Source organism: Alloiococcus sp. CFN-8 (genome assembly GCF_049943125.1).
Lineage (GTDB): Bacteria > Bacillota > Clostridia > Clostridiales > Clostridiaceae > JAEXZL01.
On the sequence record NZ_CP188040.1, the window covers coordinates 1,242,511 to 1,258,438 of the forward strand.

General features: G+C 35.5%; 17 protein-coding genes. 5 read left to right on the forward strand and 12 right to left on the reverse strand.

Features of this window, described 5'->3' with window-relative positions:
* Nucleotides 1-45: 45 nt before the first annotated feature.
* From ACPWSR_RS05430 to ACPWSR_RS05440, 3 genes are all read right to left on the reverse strand, one after another.
* Nucleotides 46-594, reverse strand: coding sequence for a hypothetical protein (locus tag ACPWSR_RS05430; RefSeq protein WP_426350685.1), 549 nt, complete (start codon nt 592-594; stop codon nt 46-48).
* Nucleotides 595-643: 49 nt separating this feature from the next.
* On the reverse strand, nt 644-835 hold the full coding sequence (locus ACPWSR_RS05435) for a hypothetical protein (RefSeq protein WP_426350686.1): 192 nt from the start codon (nt 833-835) through the stop codon (nt 644-646).
* A 106-nt stretch (nt 836-941) separates the two neighbouring features.
* Entirely contained in the window at nt 942-2,426 is a 1,485-nt protein-coding gene (locus ACPWSR_RS05440) for a hypothetical protein (protein WP_426350687.1), read from the reverse strand.
* A 187-nt stretch (nt 2,427-2,613) separates the two neighbouring features.
* Between ACPWSR_RS05440 and ACPWSR_RS05445 the strand changes: the two genes are divergently transcribed.
* Nucleotides 2,614-3,168, forward strand: a complete 555-nt coding sequence (locus ACPWSR_RS05445) for a GNAT family N-acetyltransferase (RefSeq protein ID WP_426350688.1) — start codon at nt 2,614-2,616, stop codon at nt 3,166-3,168.
* Nucleotides 3,169-3,188: 20 nt separating this feature from the next.
* On the forward strand, nt 3,189-3,779 hold the full coding sequence (locus ACPWSR_RS05450; protein ID WP_426350689.1) for a YdcF family protein: 591 nt from the start codon (nt 3,189-3,191) through the stop codon (nt 3,777-3,779).
* A 449-nt stretch (nt 3,780-4,228) separates the two neighbouring features.
* On the opposite strand, the gene ACPWSR_RS05455 is transcribed toward ACPWSR_RS05450, so the two are convergent.
* The 3 genes from ACPWSR_RS05455 to ACPWSR_RS05465 form a co-directional block, all read right to left on the reverse strand.
* Nucleotides 4,229-5,059 carry a GNAT family N-acetyltransferase gene (locus tag ACPWSR_RS05455; protein WP_426350690.1) on the reverse strand — a complete coding sequence of 277 codons (831 nt, stop codon included), beginning with the start codon at nt 5,057-5,059 and terminating at the stop codon, nt 4,229-4,231.
* Nucleotides 5,060-5,276: 217 nt separating this feature from the next.
* Nucleotides 5,277-5,498, reverse strand: coding sequence for a DUF2922 domain-containing protein (locus ACPWSR_RS05460; protein WP_426350691.1), 222 nt, complete (start codon nt 5,496-5,498; stop codon nt 5,277-5,279).
* Between the two features lie 40 nt (nt 5,499-5,538).
* Complete coding sequence (locus ACPWSR_RS05465; RefSeq protein ID WP_426350692.1) at nt 5,539-5,760, reverse strand: DUF1659 domain-containing protein; 222 nt, start codon at nt 5,758-5,760, stop codon at nt 5,539-5,541.
* Between the two features lie 189 nt (nt 5,761-5,949).
* Between ACPWSR_RS05465 and ACPWSR_RS05470 the strand changes: the two genes are divergently transcribed.
* Nucleotides 5,950-6,801, forward strand: a complete 852-nt coding sequence (locus ACPWSR_RS05470; RefSeq protein WP_426350693.1) for a TraX family protein — start codon at nt 5,950-5,952, stop codon at nt 6,799-6,801.
* 139 nt (nt 6,802-6,940) lie between these two features.
* Here ACPWSR_RS05470 and hsp18 read toward each other — a convergent pair whose 3' ends face one another.
* The gene (gene hsp18 / locus ACPWSR_RS05475; RefSeq protein ID WP_426350694.1) at nt 6,941-7,387 is read right to left on the reverse strand and encodes a heat shock protein Hsp18; all 447 of its coding nucleotides are present in this window, start codon (nt 7,385-7,387) and stop codon (nt 6,941-6,943) included.
* A 290-nt stretch (nt 7,388-7,677) separates the two neighbouring features.
* Here hsp18 and ACPWSR_RS05480 point away from each other — a divergent pair, with 290 nt between their 5' ends.
* On the forward strand, nt 7,678-8,238 hold the full coding sequence (locus ACPWSR_RS05480; RefSeq protein WP_426350695.1) for a hypothetical protein: 561 nt from the start codon (nt 7,678-7,680) through the stop codon (nt 8,236-8,238).
* 96 nt (nt 8,239-8,334) lie between these two features.
* Here ACPWSR_RS05480 and ACPWSR_RS05485 read toward each other — a convergent pair whose 3' ends face one another.
* Complete coding sequence (locus ACPWSR_RS05485; protein ID WP_426350696.1) at nt 8,335-8,637, reverse strand: HNH endonuclease; 303 nt, start codon at nt 8,635-8,637, stop codon at nt 8,335-8,337.
* A 125-nt stretch (nt 8,638-8,762) separates the two neighbouring features.
* Here ACPWSR_RS05485 and ACPWSR_RS05490 point away from each other — a divergent pair, with 125 nt between their 5' ends.
* The gene (locus ACPWSR_RS05490; protein ID WP_426350697.1) at nt 8,763-9,227 is read left to right on the forward strand and encodes a hypothetical protein; all 465 of its coding nucleotides are present in this window, start codon (nt 8,763-8,765) and stop codon (nt 9,225-9,227) included.
* A 68-nt stretch (nt 9,228-9,295) separates the two neighbouring features.
* Here ACPWSR_RS05490 and ACPWSR_RS05495 read toward each other — a convergent pair whose 3' ends face one another.
* The 4 genes from ACPWSR_RS05495 to ACPWSR_RS05510 all read right to left on the reverse strand — a co-directional run bounded on the left by ACPWSR_RS05495 (nt 9,296) and on the right by ACPWSR_RS05510 (nt 15,813).
* Complete coding sequence (locus ACPWSR_RS05495; RefSeq protein WP_426350698.1) at nt 9,296-10,000, reverse strand: class C sortase; 705 nt, start codon at nt 9,998-10,000, stop codon at nt 9,296-9,298.
* Nucleotides 9,993-10,868 carry a class C sortase gene (locus tag ACPWSR_RS05500; protein WP_426350699.1) on the reverse strand — a complete coding sequence of 292 codons (876 nt, stop codon included), beginning with the start codon at nt 10,866-10,868 and terminating at the stop codon, nt 9,993-9,995. Before ACPWSR_RS05500 ends, ACPWSR_RS05495 begins: the two co-directional genes overlap by 8 nt.
* Nucleotides 10,869-10,947: 79 nt before the next feature.
* Complete coding sequence (locus ACPWSR_RS05505; RefSeq protein WP_426350700.1) at nt 10,948-12,549, reverse strand: SpaH/EbpB family LPXTG-anchored major pilin; 1,602 nt, start codon at nt 12,547-12,549, stop codon at nt 10,948-10,950.
* A gap of 60 nt (nt 12,550-12,609) precedes the next feature.
* Nucleotides 12,610-15,813: a SpaA isopeptide-forming pilin-related protein gene (locus tag ACPWSR_RS05510; protein WP_426350701.1), complete on the reverse strand. Its 3,204-nt coding sequence runs from the start codon at nt 15,811-15,813 to the stop codon at nt 12,610-12,612.
* Nucleotides 15,814-15,928 lie beyond the last annotated feature (115 nt).

The window sequence follows — 15,928 nt, forward strand, 5'->3', positions numbered from 1 at the left end:
CAATACTTATGAATTGAGTATTTACAGTGAATTAAATATCTATATCTAATTACTATAACAACCTAAATCCTCAGTAATATTACTTATAAACTCAGCTATTAAGTCTCTATCCTTCACACCATCGTTTTCAATACTAAAATACTTCTCTAATATTGGTATAACGGCAAAGTAACGGCTTAAGTCAAAATACTTATAAAACTCAAAGCCCATTCTTCTATCCCTAGAATCTTCAAAGAAGCTTATCATATATTCAATTCTTTGCTTACCACCAAAAAAAAGCTTGAGCATACCATCCATGCAAGATTTTCTGTTATTTAAGTAGTATATAATAGCTAGTCTATCTCCCATTACTCCTGAGACATCCCCATATATGTAATAATCAATATTATATTCTTTAACCATATCTTCTATATCTTCAATTACAGCTTTAAACATAGGCTCATGTTTAATTATAAGTTCATTAATTACACTATTAAGAGTTAAACTATTCCTTTTCTCATATTTTTGGATTTCTATATGGTTTTCTAAATCTAATATAAACCCCCTATCATCTTGTAGATATACATTCTTATTATCTATATATAACCTAGTCATTTTACAATCTCCTGCCCACTTTTAAGTCTTGTACTCTTTTTATTAATACTTATTCGCCCTTGTAAGTTTCCATCTGCCCACAAAGCATTGTATGAAAGCCAAATCTTTCATAACAGGCAATTGTAAGAAAATCCTTTAGCTTTGGATTCTTTAGTTCACTCTCCATTCTATTCCAACCAATTGATTGACGTAGATCAGATAAATCCAAAGCTGATACTTTTTCGTTTATTCTATAATCCATTTCTTTTCCTCCAGGAAAATTACTATATATCTGAATGAACAGTTCTCTTAAGTGATATCAATGCTGGTTTAAAGTGCTTTCTCCAAAACTTATTTCCGTTTAGTGGTTATAGCTCATCTTCATTGGGAAAAAACTGCAGAGCATCCTGTATCGTTAAGAATGCATCGGCATTGTTCCATCCATTAGTTATACGTTTCTCCATGGCCGTCATAACAGGATACTGCATCCAGCTCTTTTGATGAGTGTAGTTAAACCACGAATTGATGATCCACCCATCCTGAATTTCTTCCATGGCATAAGAAACATAACCACGATGATTTTCGCCATTTTGGGGCATAGAAAAGGTTGCAAATACATCTGTTGAGCTTTGATCTCCCCACATAATACTGTTGGAAGTATAGGTCTCGCTACTCATAGAGAAATACGGAGCGGAATATACTTGTCCATCCAAGTTATAAAGCACCTGTCCAGTTATATCACTTGAAGGTCCCCAGCCTTGTCTTTCCCGGCAAGCCGGCCAAAGCTGTATAGACTCCGTTCCATAAAACCCAGGGTTATCTGTAAACAGAAAGTGATGGAAGATTTTCCATTGTTCCCGCTCTCCTGGAAGCTCTACGCCGATACTGGTAATACGGAGTTCTTCAACATCGTAAACAGTATAATGGTAAGTAGTGTTACCCGTGCACTCTTCTAACTGGCGACCATCGTTTGCTGAATAATCATGTACATTCACGACCACGCGCAGGGCACCTTCGCAAGCTTTTATGTCCTCATCTGTCAGATCCTCCAAAATAGCTTTAGAGAAACCTAGGTCAATCAAGTGTTCTTTGATTTCTACTAAATCTGTATCCTCAGATACTTCTGCCACCTGCCATTCCATAGGATAACTGTTAAAGAACAGATATCCACAGGTCATCCCAATAGTAAGAATCGTAAAAATCACAGTGACAACGACCCTATCACCTATTTTCACTAGAGGTGTCTCAACGGCATGTCCTGCTTCATCCAGCTCCTTAGACAGCTTAAAGAGTTTACGAATAATAAGTACATATGATACAACAAGAACCAATGGAATTATAAGGCCGTTGAAATTGGAAAATGCCAGCAGGCAAATGATTACATACCAGATGATCAGCGCCACTATACCACCGGCATGAGGCACTAAACCAGCTTTCTTCTGAACAGCTTTGAAGCCTCTCCAGAGACAAAAGAATAGTGAAAATATAATCACTAAGTTCACAACAGTAATAACACTAAATATGGAAGAAGCGTATACTGTTCTCTGGTATATGGTCGCATTAAGAATCATCGTTGACAGAAAGTACGCTAATCGAATAAGTGAAATAATCCAGCAAGCTTTAAACCAGCTGTTTTCTCTGCGGAGCGTTCTAAATCCTAGGACGGACATAATAATCCCCATTGTAGAAAGAATGTAGTTAAGCCCCAAGAAATTCAGGGTAACTGTACTAATGGCAGTACCGATAAGAATACGATTCATGACTTTCCCCCATGGAATCATTTCCTTTACCTTATTCTCTATATTGGAGTTAAAATCCACCTCATTCAAGGAATCCGAGTTATTATTGGTCATATTATTTTCCTCCACAAACTTCACTTAGTAGTTATTTATTCACCTTAAAGGTCGCTCCAGAATATAAAATTGTTCTATCTTATTTTAACAAAATTGTAAATATACTACAACAATCAATGATATAATTAAATATAAGTAGATTTTTATAAGCTATATAATTATAAAAACAACATAGAGGTGTGCTAGCATGAATGGACCTATCGATATAAGCAATGTAGTATTAGAAACTGAGAGGCTAATCCTTAGACCCTGGGAGGTAAGAGATTTAGAAGACTTATTTTCATATTCCTCTATAGAAGGGGTAGGCGAGAGAGCTGGATGGACTCATCATAAATCCATTGAAGAAAGCCTGAGTGTATTAGAATTATTTATAAGGGAGAGAAAAACCTTTGCCTTAGTGCTAAAGAATAATAATAAGGTCATAGGCTCTATCGGCCTTGAAGGCTGTCGTTCTACCTTAGGAGAAGAATTCAATACTCTTGTAGGAAGAGATATTGGCTACGTACTCCACAAGGATTATTGGGGACAGGGTCTTATGACAGAAGCAGTAAAGAGAGTCATTGAATATTCCTTTAAGGATTTAAATTATGACTTTTTATCCTGCGTTCATTACACTTATAATAATCAATCAAGAAGAGTAATAGAAAAATGTGGATTTACCTTCTATAAGGATATAAGGTCAAAGACAAAATACGGAACTGTGGAAGACAGCAAGCTATATGTACTTATAAATAATAAATAAGCTTAGGATGGATATGAATTATGAAAAAAAATTTACACTATAGAAGGTTTACTAAGATACTAATTGTTTTTTTTGTGGTATTTATTGTGTGGTTTATAGTTCACACACTAATGATTACCTATGATGGCCTGAGAGATAACATCAACTTTACAGATGCAGCAGTAGTATTAGGAAATAAAGTAGAAACCGATGGTACTCCCTCTAATAGATTAAAGAGCAGGCTAGACAAAGCAATTGAGCTGTATGAAAAGGGATATTTTGATTATATCATCGTTAGTGGAGGCACAGGAAAAGAAGGTTTTGATGAAGCAGAGGTAATGAGGAGCTATTTAATGGACAAGGGAATTTCTGACGAATATATAATCCTGGATCACGATGGATACAATTCATATATGACAGCAGAAAACACTAAAGCAATTATGGATAAGATGGATTTTCATTCTGTAACAATAATAACCCAGTTCTTCCATATCTCCAGAACAGAATTAGCCTTCAAAAAGGTAGGAGTTGAAGAAATATATTCTGCCCATGCTGATTACTTTGAGCTTCGAGATATATATTCACTGGTTAGGGAGTTCCCTGCTTATTATAAATATCTTTTATTTTACTAATTAAAAGGATGTCTAGGTTGACATCCTTTTTGTTATAGTACCTATGTTTTTAAAAGATAAAATAAGAAAGAGCCGGGATGAATTAATAGGCTCTTGGTATATTTTATGAGTATTGGTTCTGAAGCTAGTCCGTTACTAAAAATAAAAGAGCTCCAGAATGAATTGATAGGCTCGTCCAAAAGAGGGACTCGCCATGCGAGACTTAGCGGTGTACGTTATTAAAAATAAAAGCGCTCCAGAATGAATTGATAGGCTCGTCCAAAAGATGGACTCGCCATATAAAACTGTCGGTGTACGTTGCCAAAAATAAAAGCGGGCAGTTTATGAATTGATAGGCTTTTGGTTTGTATTAGGTGCATTGGTTCTGGAACTGGTCCGTTACCAAAAATAAAAGCGGTCCAAATATGAATTGATAGGCTCGTCCAAAAGAAGGACTCGCCATACAAGACTTATAGGTGCATGTCCCTTTGCTTTTCTTCTGGGTTACAGATGAAGTCGAAGGTGGTGTAGAGCTTGATGGCGGCGGTGTTGCATTCGTCTGCCATGAGGAAGGCTCTTTTGGCACCTTGTCTTCTGCCGTAGTGGAAGGCTTCCTTGAGGAGGCATTTGCCTATGCTTTGGCCTTGGTGCTTAGGGCTTACGGCTATTTCTCTGATCCAGAGGATAGGGCCTTTGTTGCTGTTGTGGTCATATATGGCTGCACACACTACTCCTACAAGCCTTTTGTCTTTTCTAAAACCAAGGATTGCAGCATTTTTACCGTTACAGGCCTTTAAAGATGGATCCTGATTTTTGAGCCAAGCTTTTACCCAGCTTTCTGTAGCGCCGTTAAAGCCTCTAGTTTGTCCACGACATTCCATGGTGAGCTCTGAAATCTCAGAGGCATTTTCCTCTTTTAAAACCTCTAGAGTTAATGGACATTCTAAGGAAGCTACCTTTTTTATAGTATCTTCTATGTTATTGTTGAAATAATCATTCCAAAGGGCATAGGTTTTAAAGCCATGCTTCTCCATCTCCTCCACCCATTCATCGGGTATAAAGGTGATAATGGCTTTTTCTTCATCCTTACTTATTTCCTTTAAAAGGGCCTCTACTTTATTAGCAGCCCAATGGTATTCCTCCATTGCCATCTCTTTATTATAGCCCTGAAGCAAAATCAAATCCTTATTATTTGATAGCACCTCATAGCTTTCCACATTCTCATATTGCGTATACTCTAAAGAAGTATATTTATACTTATGGATACTTTCCTTTATCACCTTGAATATTTCATTAGACATATTACATTCATCTCCTTTAAGGTCTATTGAAGGAAGCTTATTTATTAATATTTAGCTAGGTAAAGCTGTCCTTAACCTTAACTATCGTAGGGACAGGTGTTCATAGAAATATTATAGCAACTATTTGACAAAGAATAAACAAGAATAAAAATATTTTTCCATTTTCTTACATAAAAAAAGACGAGGATAAGCTCCTCGCCTTCTCAATCACACTTATTTACTTTACATCTAGCTCAGTAGTATCGGTAACTACTACCTCTGCAGCCTCCTTAGAGGCTATATTTCCGCCAGAGGTTATAAAAAGATTACCACTTACTATCTCATCCATTGCAGCTGCAACCTCAGTAGCCTGGATGTCACTTCTTACATTATTAACCCTTAAACTCACTTTTTTACCTTCGGCATTTATGAAAGTCATTAAAAGATGTCTGGTTTCCATAGATAATTCCTCCTAATAATTTATTTTACTTACCTTTCACTTAGCCTATGATCTGATAATCTGTTTCTGATAACAGTTCATAGCTTATAGCATCAATTAATTCTGCCAGCTTAAGTCCCACAGCATAGAGAGTTTCCTCAGAGGTTTCAGGCTTTACATTAGAATACCTTTGGTTTCTAAAAACATCCTTTCCCTCCTTATCGATACCCACCTTACACTTTATTACCATTGCACTACCTGTTGATATTTTGCTTGCTGCCATATTTATCACTCCTTTCAGTGAATAGATATGCACCCATAAGAACTTTTTCTACACACCTATAAAAATCTTTTTAATAGCAATAAATAATGTTCAATTTCGACATTTTTAAACTTCTTTATTCATTTTTTTACACAATCAATATAATGTGATAAAATTATTTCAAAAATAAATTTGCAGGTGAAATGTTTTATGACGAAGCTAAAGATGAAAAAGAAGTTAACTAGTTTTGATTTAAAAATCATTGCTCTAATTAGTATGTTTTGCGATCACTTAGCCGCTGTATTTTTGTCTAACCTAATTAATGCCTCATACAACTTACCAGAAACAGTTTTAAACAGCGCTTCAATTACTGATAAAATATTGGTTTGGGTGTCACTTCATCAGGAGGGAATGTGGCTTTTTAGCGATATACTGAGATTAGTAGGCCGTCTCGCCTTCCCAATATATTGCTTCTTGCTGATTCAAGGGTTTTTACATACCAAAAACTTAAAAAAGTATATAGGCAGATTAGCTTTGTTTGCTCTTATATCAGAAATACCTTTCGATTTAGCATTTAGTGATTTTGTATTTGAGCGCTATTACAATAACGTTTTTATCACTTTATTAATAGGTATTCTTGTTCTTTGTGCTGTTTCAACAGTTGAGAGATTTTGTAAAGAACAAAGACATAAGGGCAGAAACAAGTATCTAATGTTAGCCGTTTATCTAATAGGAATTATGATTTGCTTAAGAGTCAGTGCCTTTATAGTAGATGATATTTTTTATTCAGATTACGGTTCCTCTGGAATTATTGCCATATTAATTCTTTATTTCCTTAGAAAGAGGGCAACATTATCAATGGTCCTGGCCGTAATCACTATTTCAGCATTAAATTTAGCGCCATTTGCTTTAGCTGGGCTTTTAGCTGCAGTCCTTATTAATTTTTATAATGGAGAAAAAGGACGAGATTTAAACAAATATGTTTTTTATTTGTTCTATCCTACCCATTTGTTATTATTAGTAGGCTTGTCAATAATATTTGGAGTCTATCACTTTGCTTAAAATATGAATATTTAATACAGGGATGATTCTATACCCATAGCTAACCCATAGCTAACACACAACAAAAACAGGCTATCTTTTAAAAATAGCCTGTTTTTATATTTATATGCTTTTATATTCTTTAGGGAAGCTCTATAAACTAATTAATATCTATTTGCCTTCCACTTCTCTTCTCTTCCTGAAGCTTTGGAGCCTTAATACTCAAAACTCCGTTGTTAAACTTTGCATCAATTGCTGAATGATCTATATTATTCATATAGAAGCATCTTCTGAATTCACCATAGCTTCTTTCCTGTCTAACATAGCTTTCCTTTTTATCTTCCACTACATTTTCTCTCTTAGCTGCTATAGTAAGGTAGCCATTATCATAGGATAAGCTAATATTCTCTTTATCTACGCCAGGAAGATCAGCTGTAATAGTATATTCTGTATCTGTCTCCTTCAAATCTACTAAAAAGTTATTGCCAAATACTTTAGAGGGTACTAAAAAATCATTATTAAAGAAGCTATTTATCATATCTTCAAATAAGTCACCTCTTTTTTGAACTCCATTATTGTTTCTTCTCCAAGGAACCATTTCAAACATATGCAAAACCTCCTTATTAATTATATTACGCCCTTTATAGGCTTTATTTTTATTGTATATGTCTTACTTCCTTATTACAGTTATAATTATAATATTAAGGTCAAAGATAGTCAAAGTCTATAAAATGAAACTAGAAGGAGTAATACAAAGAAAGCCTAAGATTTTGAAGAATAATCAATTATTTTTAAAAAAATTCTAATAAAAACGTATAGGATAACCTCTTAATAGCAATTATAAATCTATAAGTAATTTTTTTATTATAAATAAGATTAATTCTGGAGGTTCACAAAATGAATAGAAAATTAATGACTCTTACTATAACTGCAGCTCTACTCCTTACCACTGCCTCTCCTGCCCTAGCCCTTCAAGAGGATTGCTGGGATATTCAAGCCATGGATATACATCATAGCCTAGAAAAAGCAAACCCCAGCAGCACGGAAGAAAAGCCTTCCTCAGAGCTAAAGCTCACTAAGGAACAGGTTCAGCAGAGAGATGCTTTATTAAAGGAAATTAAAGATATAAGAGAGCTAGTTAGAGGAAAGCAGCAGGAGATTGGTAATCTTAGAAGAGAAATAAGACAGAAGCTAGATGGTCTCTCCACCCAGGGAAAGAAGCTCACTGACGAGCAATATACTAATATAAAAGGCCACCTGGACAATATATCCTCTATTCAGCAGGAAATAGATAAGGAAAGATTAGAAATATCTAGAAATCACCATAATAACGATAATAAAAGCTTCGATATGCTAGTAAAAGAGCTAGAAGAAACCAAGGGATTAGAACAAAAACGAATGGAAAAGCTTGAGGAAATACACAAGTCTCTTAATGAAGTAAAGAAAATAATAGGATAAAGCAATATAAGAATAAGGACAGAATAGTATTTTCAAGAAATTTTAGCACTGCTGAGGAAGCAGTGCTTTATATTTATATTCCATATTTAATTAAAGCTATCTACTCATTCTTCTCTGCCGAGATTTTTTCACAGTAATTATATTTTCAGGATTCTGCTTTCTAATCCACTTAAGATACCTTGCAATTCTTTCATCAGCCTTCATCTTTTCTATGGTATTAAGTCTAAGCCCAAGAACCCTATTAGTGTATAAAGCATGTATCTGTTTATGGCAAGGTAGACAGAGTTTTACGGTACCCATATCCTTACCTCCCTCTTCTCTAGGGATTAGATGATGCCTTGTAGTTACTACCCCTGTGCGTTCACAAAGCTCACAATAGCCTTCTTCATTACCCTTCAATAATACTCACTCCAGTCTGACTTCTGGTCTAAAATATTTGTACATAATATATAATTTAACCTTTTATATATATCACTGCTGTAGTAAAATTATTTTATTACCAATATTTGGAAAAGAGGTGTCCTATGTATATTGATAAAAAGAAAAAGACTTCTCCACTGCTAATATTATTACTTTTCCTTATGATAGCTACCTCAATATTTTATACTAGTACAGGCATTGATAAAACTAATTCACTAAAAAAAACAGAAGGCAAAGGTGAGAAAAATAGTATATCCATAGAAGCAATAGAAATATATAAATTTAATCCTAATAAGGAGGCCTCTATTATTGACCATTGGTATTTTAGAGATGCTTCATCCTTAGAGCTTATAAAGTCAATTTTGAAAAAGGAAGCTACAAAGACTAATACTGTTCCTCCTATAAAAGCTGAATACAAAATAATTCTATCCTATAGTAACAAAGAAATAGACTCTTATACTCTGTGGCTTGAAGAGAATTCGGAAAACGCTGTCTTTGAAAGGGAAGATTATAATCTTATCAGCAAAGCAGGAACAAAAAAGCTAAAAGCTCTTATGATATATCCTTAGTATCTCATTTACTATATAGTATGTAATTATATTATAAGAGATATAAACTAAAAATCAAAAAAACTAAATTATTCTACTCTCTCGCAATAAACCACATACCTATGGGTGCTGACTCTATAGGGATGGCATGTAACTAATGTTATCATGTCCTTTCCCTCACGAATCAGTACCTTACTTATTTCATTAGGATTTATAACCTCAACCTCTTTTATTTCATATATAAGCTTTTCCCAGGGATTTGTAACATAAACTATATCTCCAGCCTCAAGCTTTTCTATCTCCTTAAAATACGCCGCACCTCTAAATCCTCTGTGACAAGCTATTACGCTATTGGAGTTTTCCCCTCCTATAGGAATAGAGGTTTCACCCAAAATTGTAGCACCTTTACTCATATTTTCTTCTGAGGCTCCTAAGTATAAGGGTAGCTCAACGGTGATTTTTGGAATTTCTATATAGCCAATAACTCCTTCCTTAAGAGAAAAGCTTTCTAAATTTATTGGATCCTGCTCATAGCTCCAGGCATCCTTAAGATCTGTTTGACCTGTTTCAAAAAGCTCTAGGTTATATTCTTTTATAGCTTCATAAAGCTCTGGATTTTCTCTTTCTATATCAGCATCATTTTTCATCTGACTTTCTCTCTCTTTTTTAAAGGAGCTTATGGCCTTCTCATTGTCTTTTTCAATCAGCCACCCGTTAATCTGAGGATATAGAAACAGTGCAAGCCCTGCTAAAAAGAAAAAAATACCTATGATAAAAAATATCCTTCTAATCATCTCTTCTTCTCCTCTTCCTAAAGACTATAAGCCTCTTCATCAATTGATATAAAACAAGGAAAAAAGCAATACTACAAATTCCAAGGATAAGAGCTTTTTTATATTCCTTTAACCAGCTGCTCTCTACAGAACTTAAGATTTCTTTATTATCTTCCACTAGCTCCTCTTCATAGGGTATCCTTGTCCCTCTGACTAAAAGCCTGTGAGAATTAATACCATAAGGATGACAGGTCACAAGAGTAATATAGTCCTCCTGACTATCAATCCTTAAATCTGTGGTATTGTGAGGCTCTACAATCTTTATCTGGTCTATCTGATATGCTAGTGTTTCCCCTAAAACATAAAGGAAGAACATATCTCCCTCTTTTAAAGCCGGGAGATCCGTAAAAAGCTTCTTATCTGAAAGACCTGTATGCCCTGACATAACTCCATGAGTTCCTTTTCCTCCTATGGGCAGTGAGGTGTTTTCCAAGTGACCAATACCTTTTTCTAAAACCTCCTCGCTTGTGCCATAATAAACTGCCAGGTTAACGTTTATTTTTGGTATCTTTATATAACCTATAACTCCATCATCTGCGAAATGGAGAAGATTTTCATAGCTCTCATTAATCTCTTCCAGTGCCTCTGGGTCGAAAGGGTCTCTCTGAACCACATTTCCTATCAAAAGTCCTTCATTATACTCAATGGCTTTCCTTCTCTTTTCCTCCAGCAACTCATCATCTGCAGTCTCAACATGCTCTTGATAATCTACAATAATTTTCTCCTGCTGATGCTCATAATAATAGTTGCTTATAAAGGGAAAAGCAGTAATAAAAATCCCTACAATAAAAAGCACCACCAGAATACCAATCGTTAATCCCTTTTTCATAATCTCCTTCCCTTTCCTATATAAAGCTATAGGAGAACAGATAATTCCGTTCCCCTACAAACTAAAGAAATATATTTTCTTACTTAACAGCTCTTCTCTTTCTCATTGAAAGCATCAATACTGCTGAAGCTGCCATAATAAACAAGCCACCTAAGGTGTACATCCAAGTTCCCATTCCTCCAGTTTGAGGAAGCTCAAAGCCCTTGGTGTTGTTAACGGTAAAGGTGAAGCTACCTGTTTCAGATATTATGTCCTTACCATCGACTTTAGCCTTAACAATTCCTGATACTACAGCTCCCTTATCATCCTTAGTCTCATCTACTTCTATATTAATTGGAGCCTTTAATAGGTTGTAGCCAGGGATGGTGGCTATTTCTGTGAGGGTATAGGTTCCAGCCTCGAGGCCTTTGATTATAAGCTTATATTGGATGTTTGGTTCTTCTCCAACCTTAGTTAAGGTTAATTTATCTGTAAAGCCATTACCTATACTACTTACCCTTGTATCTATGGTCCATACACCATTTATATTCTTAGCAAAAATACTATTTCCATTTGAATTCTTAAGAGTGAAGAGTACCTTGGTTAAATCAACTGTTGGATTATTTTCAAAGGTCTTAGTTACATCCATTTGGTAGGTATAAACCTTAGTTATCACTGGAGTAGTTGAAACCTTATCTCCAGTTTGTGGGTTTGTGGTAAAGGTTAAGGTTACGGAGTTATTTTCTCCATCGGTGATTTTTGCATTTTCGTTGAGAGTTGCTGAGTATTCAACCTTTATTTGCTTACCAGCATGCACTGCCAAAGCAACATTTGTTAAGGAAATTGTTATCTTAGCACCTTCTTGTGTTACTATATAATCAGTATCCTTTATGAGCACAGATGAGCCTGCAGTAACCTTAACGGTATTAGGTAAAAATGTAAGCCCATTAGACATAGTATCAGTAAAGTAATAGATGGCTGTTGCATTAGTTGATATTCCTGTTCTTTCTTTGTTTGTATTATAAGTGTAAGTATCCTTAGAATACATAGGAATAGTTGATTGTACTATAAAAGGAACCACATCACCTATGCTATAGGAATCAGCTTTGGTATTTGCATCAGTAACGGACTTATCAACGGTAATGTTATTATTCTTAGGACGAGCTACTATATCATATTCCCAATTATCTCCTGATGTATTAGTCTGAGGAATTGATACTAGGAAGGCATCGGTGGTAGCATAATAATTAGCAGGAGTTTGAGTTTCAACTACTAAATATATACCTAACTCCATTTCACCAAAGGTATAGGTTCCTTTCTCTGTGGATGATTCAGTAGATATATATTTTCTTAAGTTTTCGGCGTTAGCATTAACTAGAGTTATCAAAGCACTATCCACTTGTGTTGTTCCAGTAAAGGTCTTATTTGCTATATGGCTTGTAATACCACCGCTACTTATACTAGCTACCTTATAAGCAGTAAATATAGCACCTTCTACTACTGGATTATTCTCATTATATCCACCACCAGCAACATTCTTTTGCTTGTATAGAGTTAAAGTTCCCTTCTTATTATTATCTATAGTTGGTTTCTTCTCCTCTTGATTTCCAGTAGCACCAGCACTAAAGGAAAAACCAGTAACAAGCAGGCAGCAGCATACTAGGGCTGTAAGGAATCTTTTAAAATTTTTAATCTTTTTCATGTCATACCTCTCTCTAATTAATATTTATTATTTTTTATTTACCATAGTAATATGAAGAGCTTAATTAGCCCTTATAAGGGCTTTTTTTCTATAGATTAGTCCTCCTAAGGCTAGAGCCATGATCAGCAATCCCCCTAGGCCTCCGTAGTAATAATTACTGCCTCCTGTGGTGGGCACTGTAAAATTAGGACTATTGGTGATGATATATTCAACTTTGTCATAATAATAGGTGGTTCCGTCCTGTGCATAGGGTTTAATACCAGCATTTTCCTCTGGCACCTCTGACTCCCTCAAAGGAAGAGAAACTTCTATAGGTTCCGTAAGGAGATTATATCCTGGCACTGTGGCTATTTCAGTGATTCTATATCTTCCTGGTAGAAGATTGTTAAACTCCACTAATCCAGAATCATCAGTGATTTTATCTATATAGTTACCCTCTATAGTTCCGTCAGCCATAAGCTTTTCTAGTCTGAAGGTAACTCCTGATAGATAACCACCATTATTATCCTTCTTAATGAGTCTTACTGAAGATAAACGGTGATTTTCTATGATATATTCCTCATTGCCAGTAAGTGTCCTACCATCTCCTGATGCAGTCCATTTACTATTTACAATATTTCCAGGAGTTATAGTCCACCTACTCTCGTTGTGTATCTCTAGCTTGTAAACACTACCATTCTCCTGATAACCATCCGGGGCAGTTTCTCTTAAATAATAAGTCTTACCAACCATTAGTCCAGATATATTGGTGCTGATGTCCTTCTGTGATTCAACAATTATCAGCTCTTTAGTCAGGGCCTCATCTCCATAAACAATGAAGGTAGCTCCCCCTATCCTTAGCTTTGTTACACTATCAATCTTATTAATGACAACAGATGACGAAGAAGGCGTATTATTTACAGTTACCGTCACAACTTTTCTTCCTGTTGTATCACTAGCGGTATTCAGCGAGCCCCTAGCTCCATCATCAGTAGATGTATTCCTTCCACCGATAATCTCATAGCTAAGATTAAATTTATCAGAATCATCCCCCAAAAGTTCCTCTACCCTAAAAGAGCTTCCTCCCATAAGGCCAGATATAACGGCTTTTTCATCGGGCTTAAGAGTCAATGTGCCATCATTTTTCGTTTTATCATCCCTTACTTTGGTCCATGTATCTCCTTTATCTTCTGTCCTATAAAGACTATATGATCCGTTTTTATACAGGCTTCCTTCTATCTCAACCTTTATTTGGAATCTATTATCACCATAGGCATATTCTGCTGCGCTTTGCTCTTCCGGGGTGTCTGTTTTTAATTTCTTAATTACTTCTAAAGATATGAGATTATCTTTATCTATAACATTAGTAAAAATAACCTCTACTTTCTTAAGGTCCTTAGTAAGTTTAAAAGCATCGCTTTTCAATGTCCCTGTTGGAGGCTTATAACTCTTGGTTTCAGGACTACCGTCATTAACTGTAACCTTAACTTCACTATAGTCCTGAGCATTTATATTCTTCTCCTCCACAAAATAATCCACAAAAGTTCTCATATTAGAGAATTTTGCATACTGTCCTGATTTTAAGGTAAATTCTCCAACATTATTAGTAACTCCCTTTAATTCTTCACCGGAGGAATCCTTTAAAGGATTCCCATCCTTATCATGTATACTGTAAGGAATATTTGTCATCGGCGCACCTATTGTATCTCCACTGGACTTGCTGTGTAAAACAAAAGTATACTCCTTGTTTATGGGAGCTTCAGTGTTTAGCACTCCTCCTGCTTCGGCCTCCAGCTTCTTTCCAACTATAATATCTCCGGTATGCACTAGGTCAAGATTAAACTGTATCATAAGATTCGAAGCCGAATTACCTCTCTCTAGGTAAAAAACATCTATTGAATGAAAGGTATCATCTCCGTAGGTATTTCCTCTACCATTTAAATCTCTCCCTGTAGCTGCCTTATATAATGTCTTAATATCATTTTTTCTAATTGAGCTATCTCCGTTATTAAATACTGTTACAACTCCTGTAGCAAAATTTATATTTCCAGAAGAAGCTTGATGTATTCCTCCAATGTCAAGAATTAAGACTCCGTCTATAAATACCCATAAGTCATCATCACCAGAGAAATGAAATATCATATCCTCTCGGCCCTTGTCTTCCCTAGTAATCTTACCATCCACTGGCTGAACAAAGTGTCCGCTGACATGGAGTCCAAAGTAATGATTTGCAGAGCCAGTTCCCACTCCATAGAAGCTATTTTTTGTTATCGCTTTACCATTGCTGTCATAAAACTTCAAACTCTCTGGTCTGGTAGTAAGACCTTTTATATAGTTGTATTGATTTAAAGGAAAAAATCCCTTAGAGGCTGAATCCTTATAGACAGTAAACTCCTTTGTTGCTGTGTTAGCTTCCGCAAAGTACTCTGTACTATCGAAGGAATAATATCGTGTATTGGGGTTAAACAAAAACAGTCTGTTCATTCCTAAATGTGGTTCTTTTACATCTGGAATAAGCTGAGAATCAAAAAGATAGCTTAAGCTTTCTTTATTTCCATGGTTCATCTTCGGAAATCCATTATCAAGAAGTCCTTGTACAATTCTCTGTCTAGTCTGAGAAGACCCGGTATAATTATTAATACCTAATCCTGTTACTCCAGGATTAAAATTAAGAGTACGTCCTTGATTTATCCCTACATTTCCTGACCCTTCACTTCGATTGGTGGTATAATCAAAAAGATTAATTTTCAAAAGTTCTGAAGTATCCGGTCTATCTTGTTCTGTCACTACAACTGACTCTGCCATTGGACTAATCATCTGTTCTTCTGCGGCTACTTCAGCTTCTTCTGTTTTATCCTCATTTTTTTCTGGAGTTTCATTAGGTAACTCTTCTTGCGCATCTCCTTCAGCCGGAGGATTCTCTTCAGGATTCTCTTGAGAATTTTCTTTAATCAATGAGTCCTCCTGGCCTTGCTCCTCTGTCAGATCCTCTGATTCTGGCTCTACAGCTGTCTGTTCTGATTGTTGTCCCATATTATTATCTTCTGCTACATCTTGAAGATTAGCCTGATTAAGAGCTGTACTAAAGGTTTCATTCTCTATTTCTGGCTCAGCCATTACCCCTAAAGCTTCCTCTCCTTGTTCACCTGAGCTACCAAGAGCTTGTGATGGATAGCCTTCCGAAAATGCTAAAGAGAAAACTATAGTTAATGTAAGCAGGTACACTAGTATCTTCTTGAATTTTTTCCTTGGTTCGGCTCTTTTCCTTTTACCTTTTATCACCATTGGACTCTCCTATAAAATGCTGTATTAGGTGCTAATTTATTAAATAAATCACCTATCTATATTTATGTAACTCTAAGTCCTTATATCACTATTTATTAAATAATAATTGTTTTCA

Coding starts and splice junctions, on each gene's coding strand:
- ACPWSR_RS05430 (WP_426350685.1), bottom strand. CDS start 594: ATGACTAGGTTATATATAGATAATAAGAATGTATATCTACAAGATGAT.
- ACPWSR_RS05450 (WP_426350689.1), top strand. CDS start 3,189: ATGAAAAAAAATTTACACTATAGAAGGTTTACTAAGATACTAATTGTT.
- ACPWSR_RS05480 (WP_426350695.1), top strand. CDS start 7,678: ATGAATAGAAAATTAATGACTCTTACTATAACTGCAGCTCTACTCCTT.
- ACPWSR_RS05510 (WP_426350701.1), bottom strand. CDS start 15,813: ATGGTGATAAAAGGTAAAAGGAAAAGAGCCGAACCAAGGAAAAAATTC.
- ACPWSR_RS05500 (WP_426350699.1), bottom strand. CDS start 10,868: ATGAAAAAGGGATTAACGATTGGTATTCTGGTGGTGCTTTTTATTGTA.
- ACPWSR_RS05460 (WP_426350691.1), bottom strand. CDS start 5,498: ATGGAAACCAGACATCTTTTAATGACTTTCATAAATGCCGAAGGTAAA.
- ACPWSR_RS05505 (WP_426350700.1), bottom strand. CDS start 12,549: ATGAAAAAGATTAAAAATTTTAAAAGATTCCTTACAGCCCTAGTATGC.
- ACPWSR_RS05470 (WP_426350693.1), top strand. CDS start 5,950: ATGACGAAGCTAAAGATGAAAAAGAAGTTAACTAGTTTTGATTTAAAA.
- ACPWSR_RS05445 (WP_426350688.1), top strand. CDS start 2,614: ATGAATGGACCTATCGATATAAGCAATGTAGTATTAGAAACTGAGAGG.
- ACPWSR_RS05495 (WP_426350698.1), bottom strand. CDS start 10,000: ATGATTAGAAGGATATTTTTTATCATAGGTATTTTTTTCTTTTTAGCA.
- hsp18 (WP_426350694.1), bottom strand. CDS start 7,387: ATGTTTGAAATGGTTCCTTGGAGAAGAAACAATAATGGAGTTCAAAAA.
- ACPWSR_RS05490 (WP_426350697.1), top strand. CDS start 8,763: ATGTATATTGATAAAAAGAAAAAGACTTCTCCACTGCTAATATTATTA.
- ACPWSR_RS05435 (WP_426350686.1), bottom strand. CDS start 835: ATGGATTATAGAATAAACGAAAAAGTATCAGCTTTGGATTTATCTGAT.
- ACPWSR_RS05440 (WP_426350687.1), bottom strand. CDS start 2,426: ATGACCAATAATAACTCGGATTCCTTGAATGAGGTGGATTTTAACTCC.
- ACPWSR_RS05465 (WP_426350692.1), bottom strand. CDS start 5,760: ATGGCAGCAAGCAAAATATCAACAGGTAGTGCAATGGTAATAAAGTGT.
- ACPWSR_RS05455 (WP_426350690.1), bottom strand. CDS start 5,059: ATGTCTAATGAAATATTCAAGGTGATAAAGGAAAGTATCCATAAGTAT.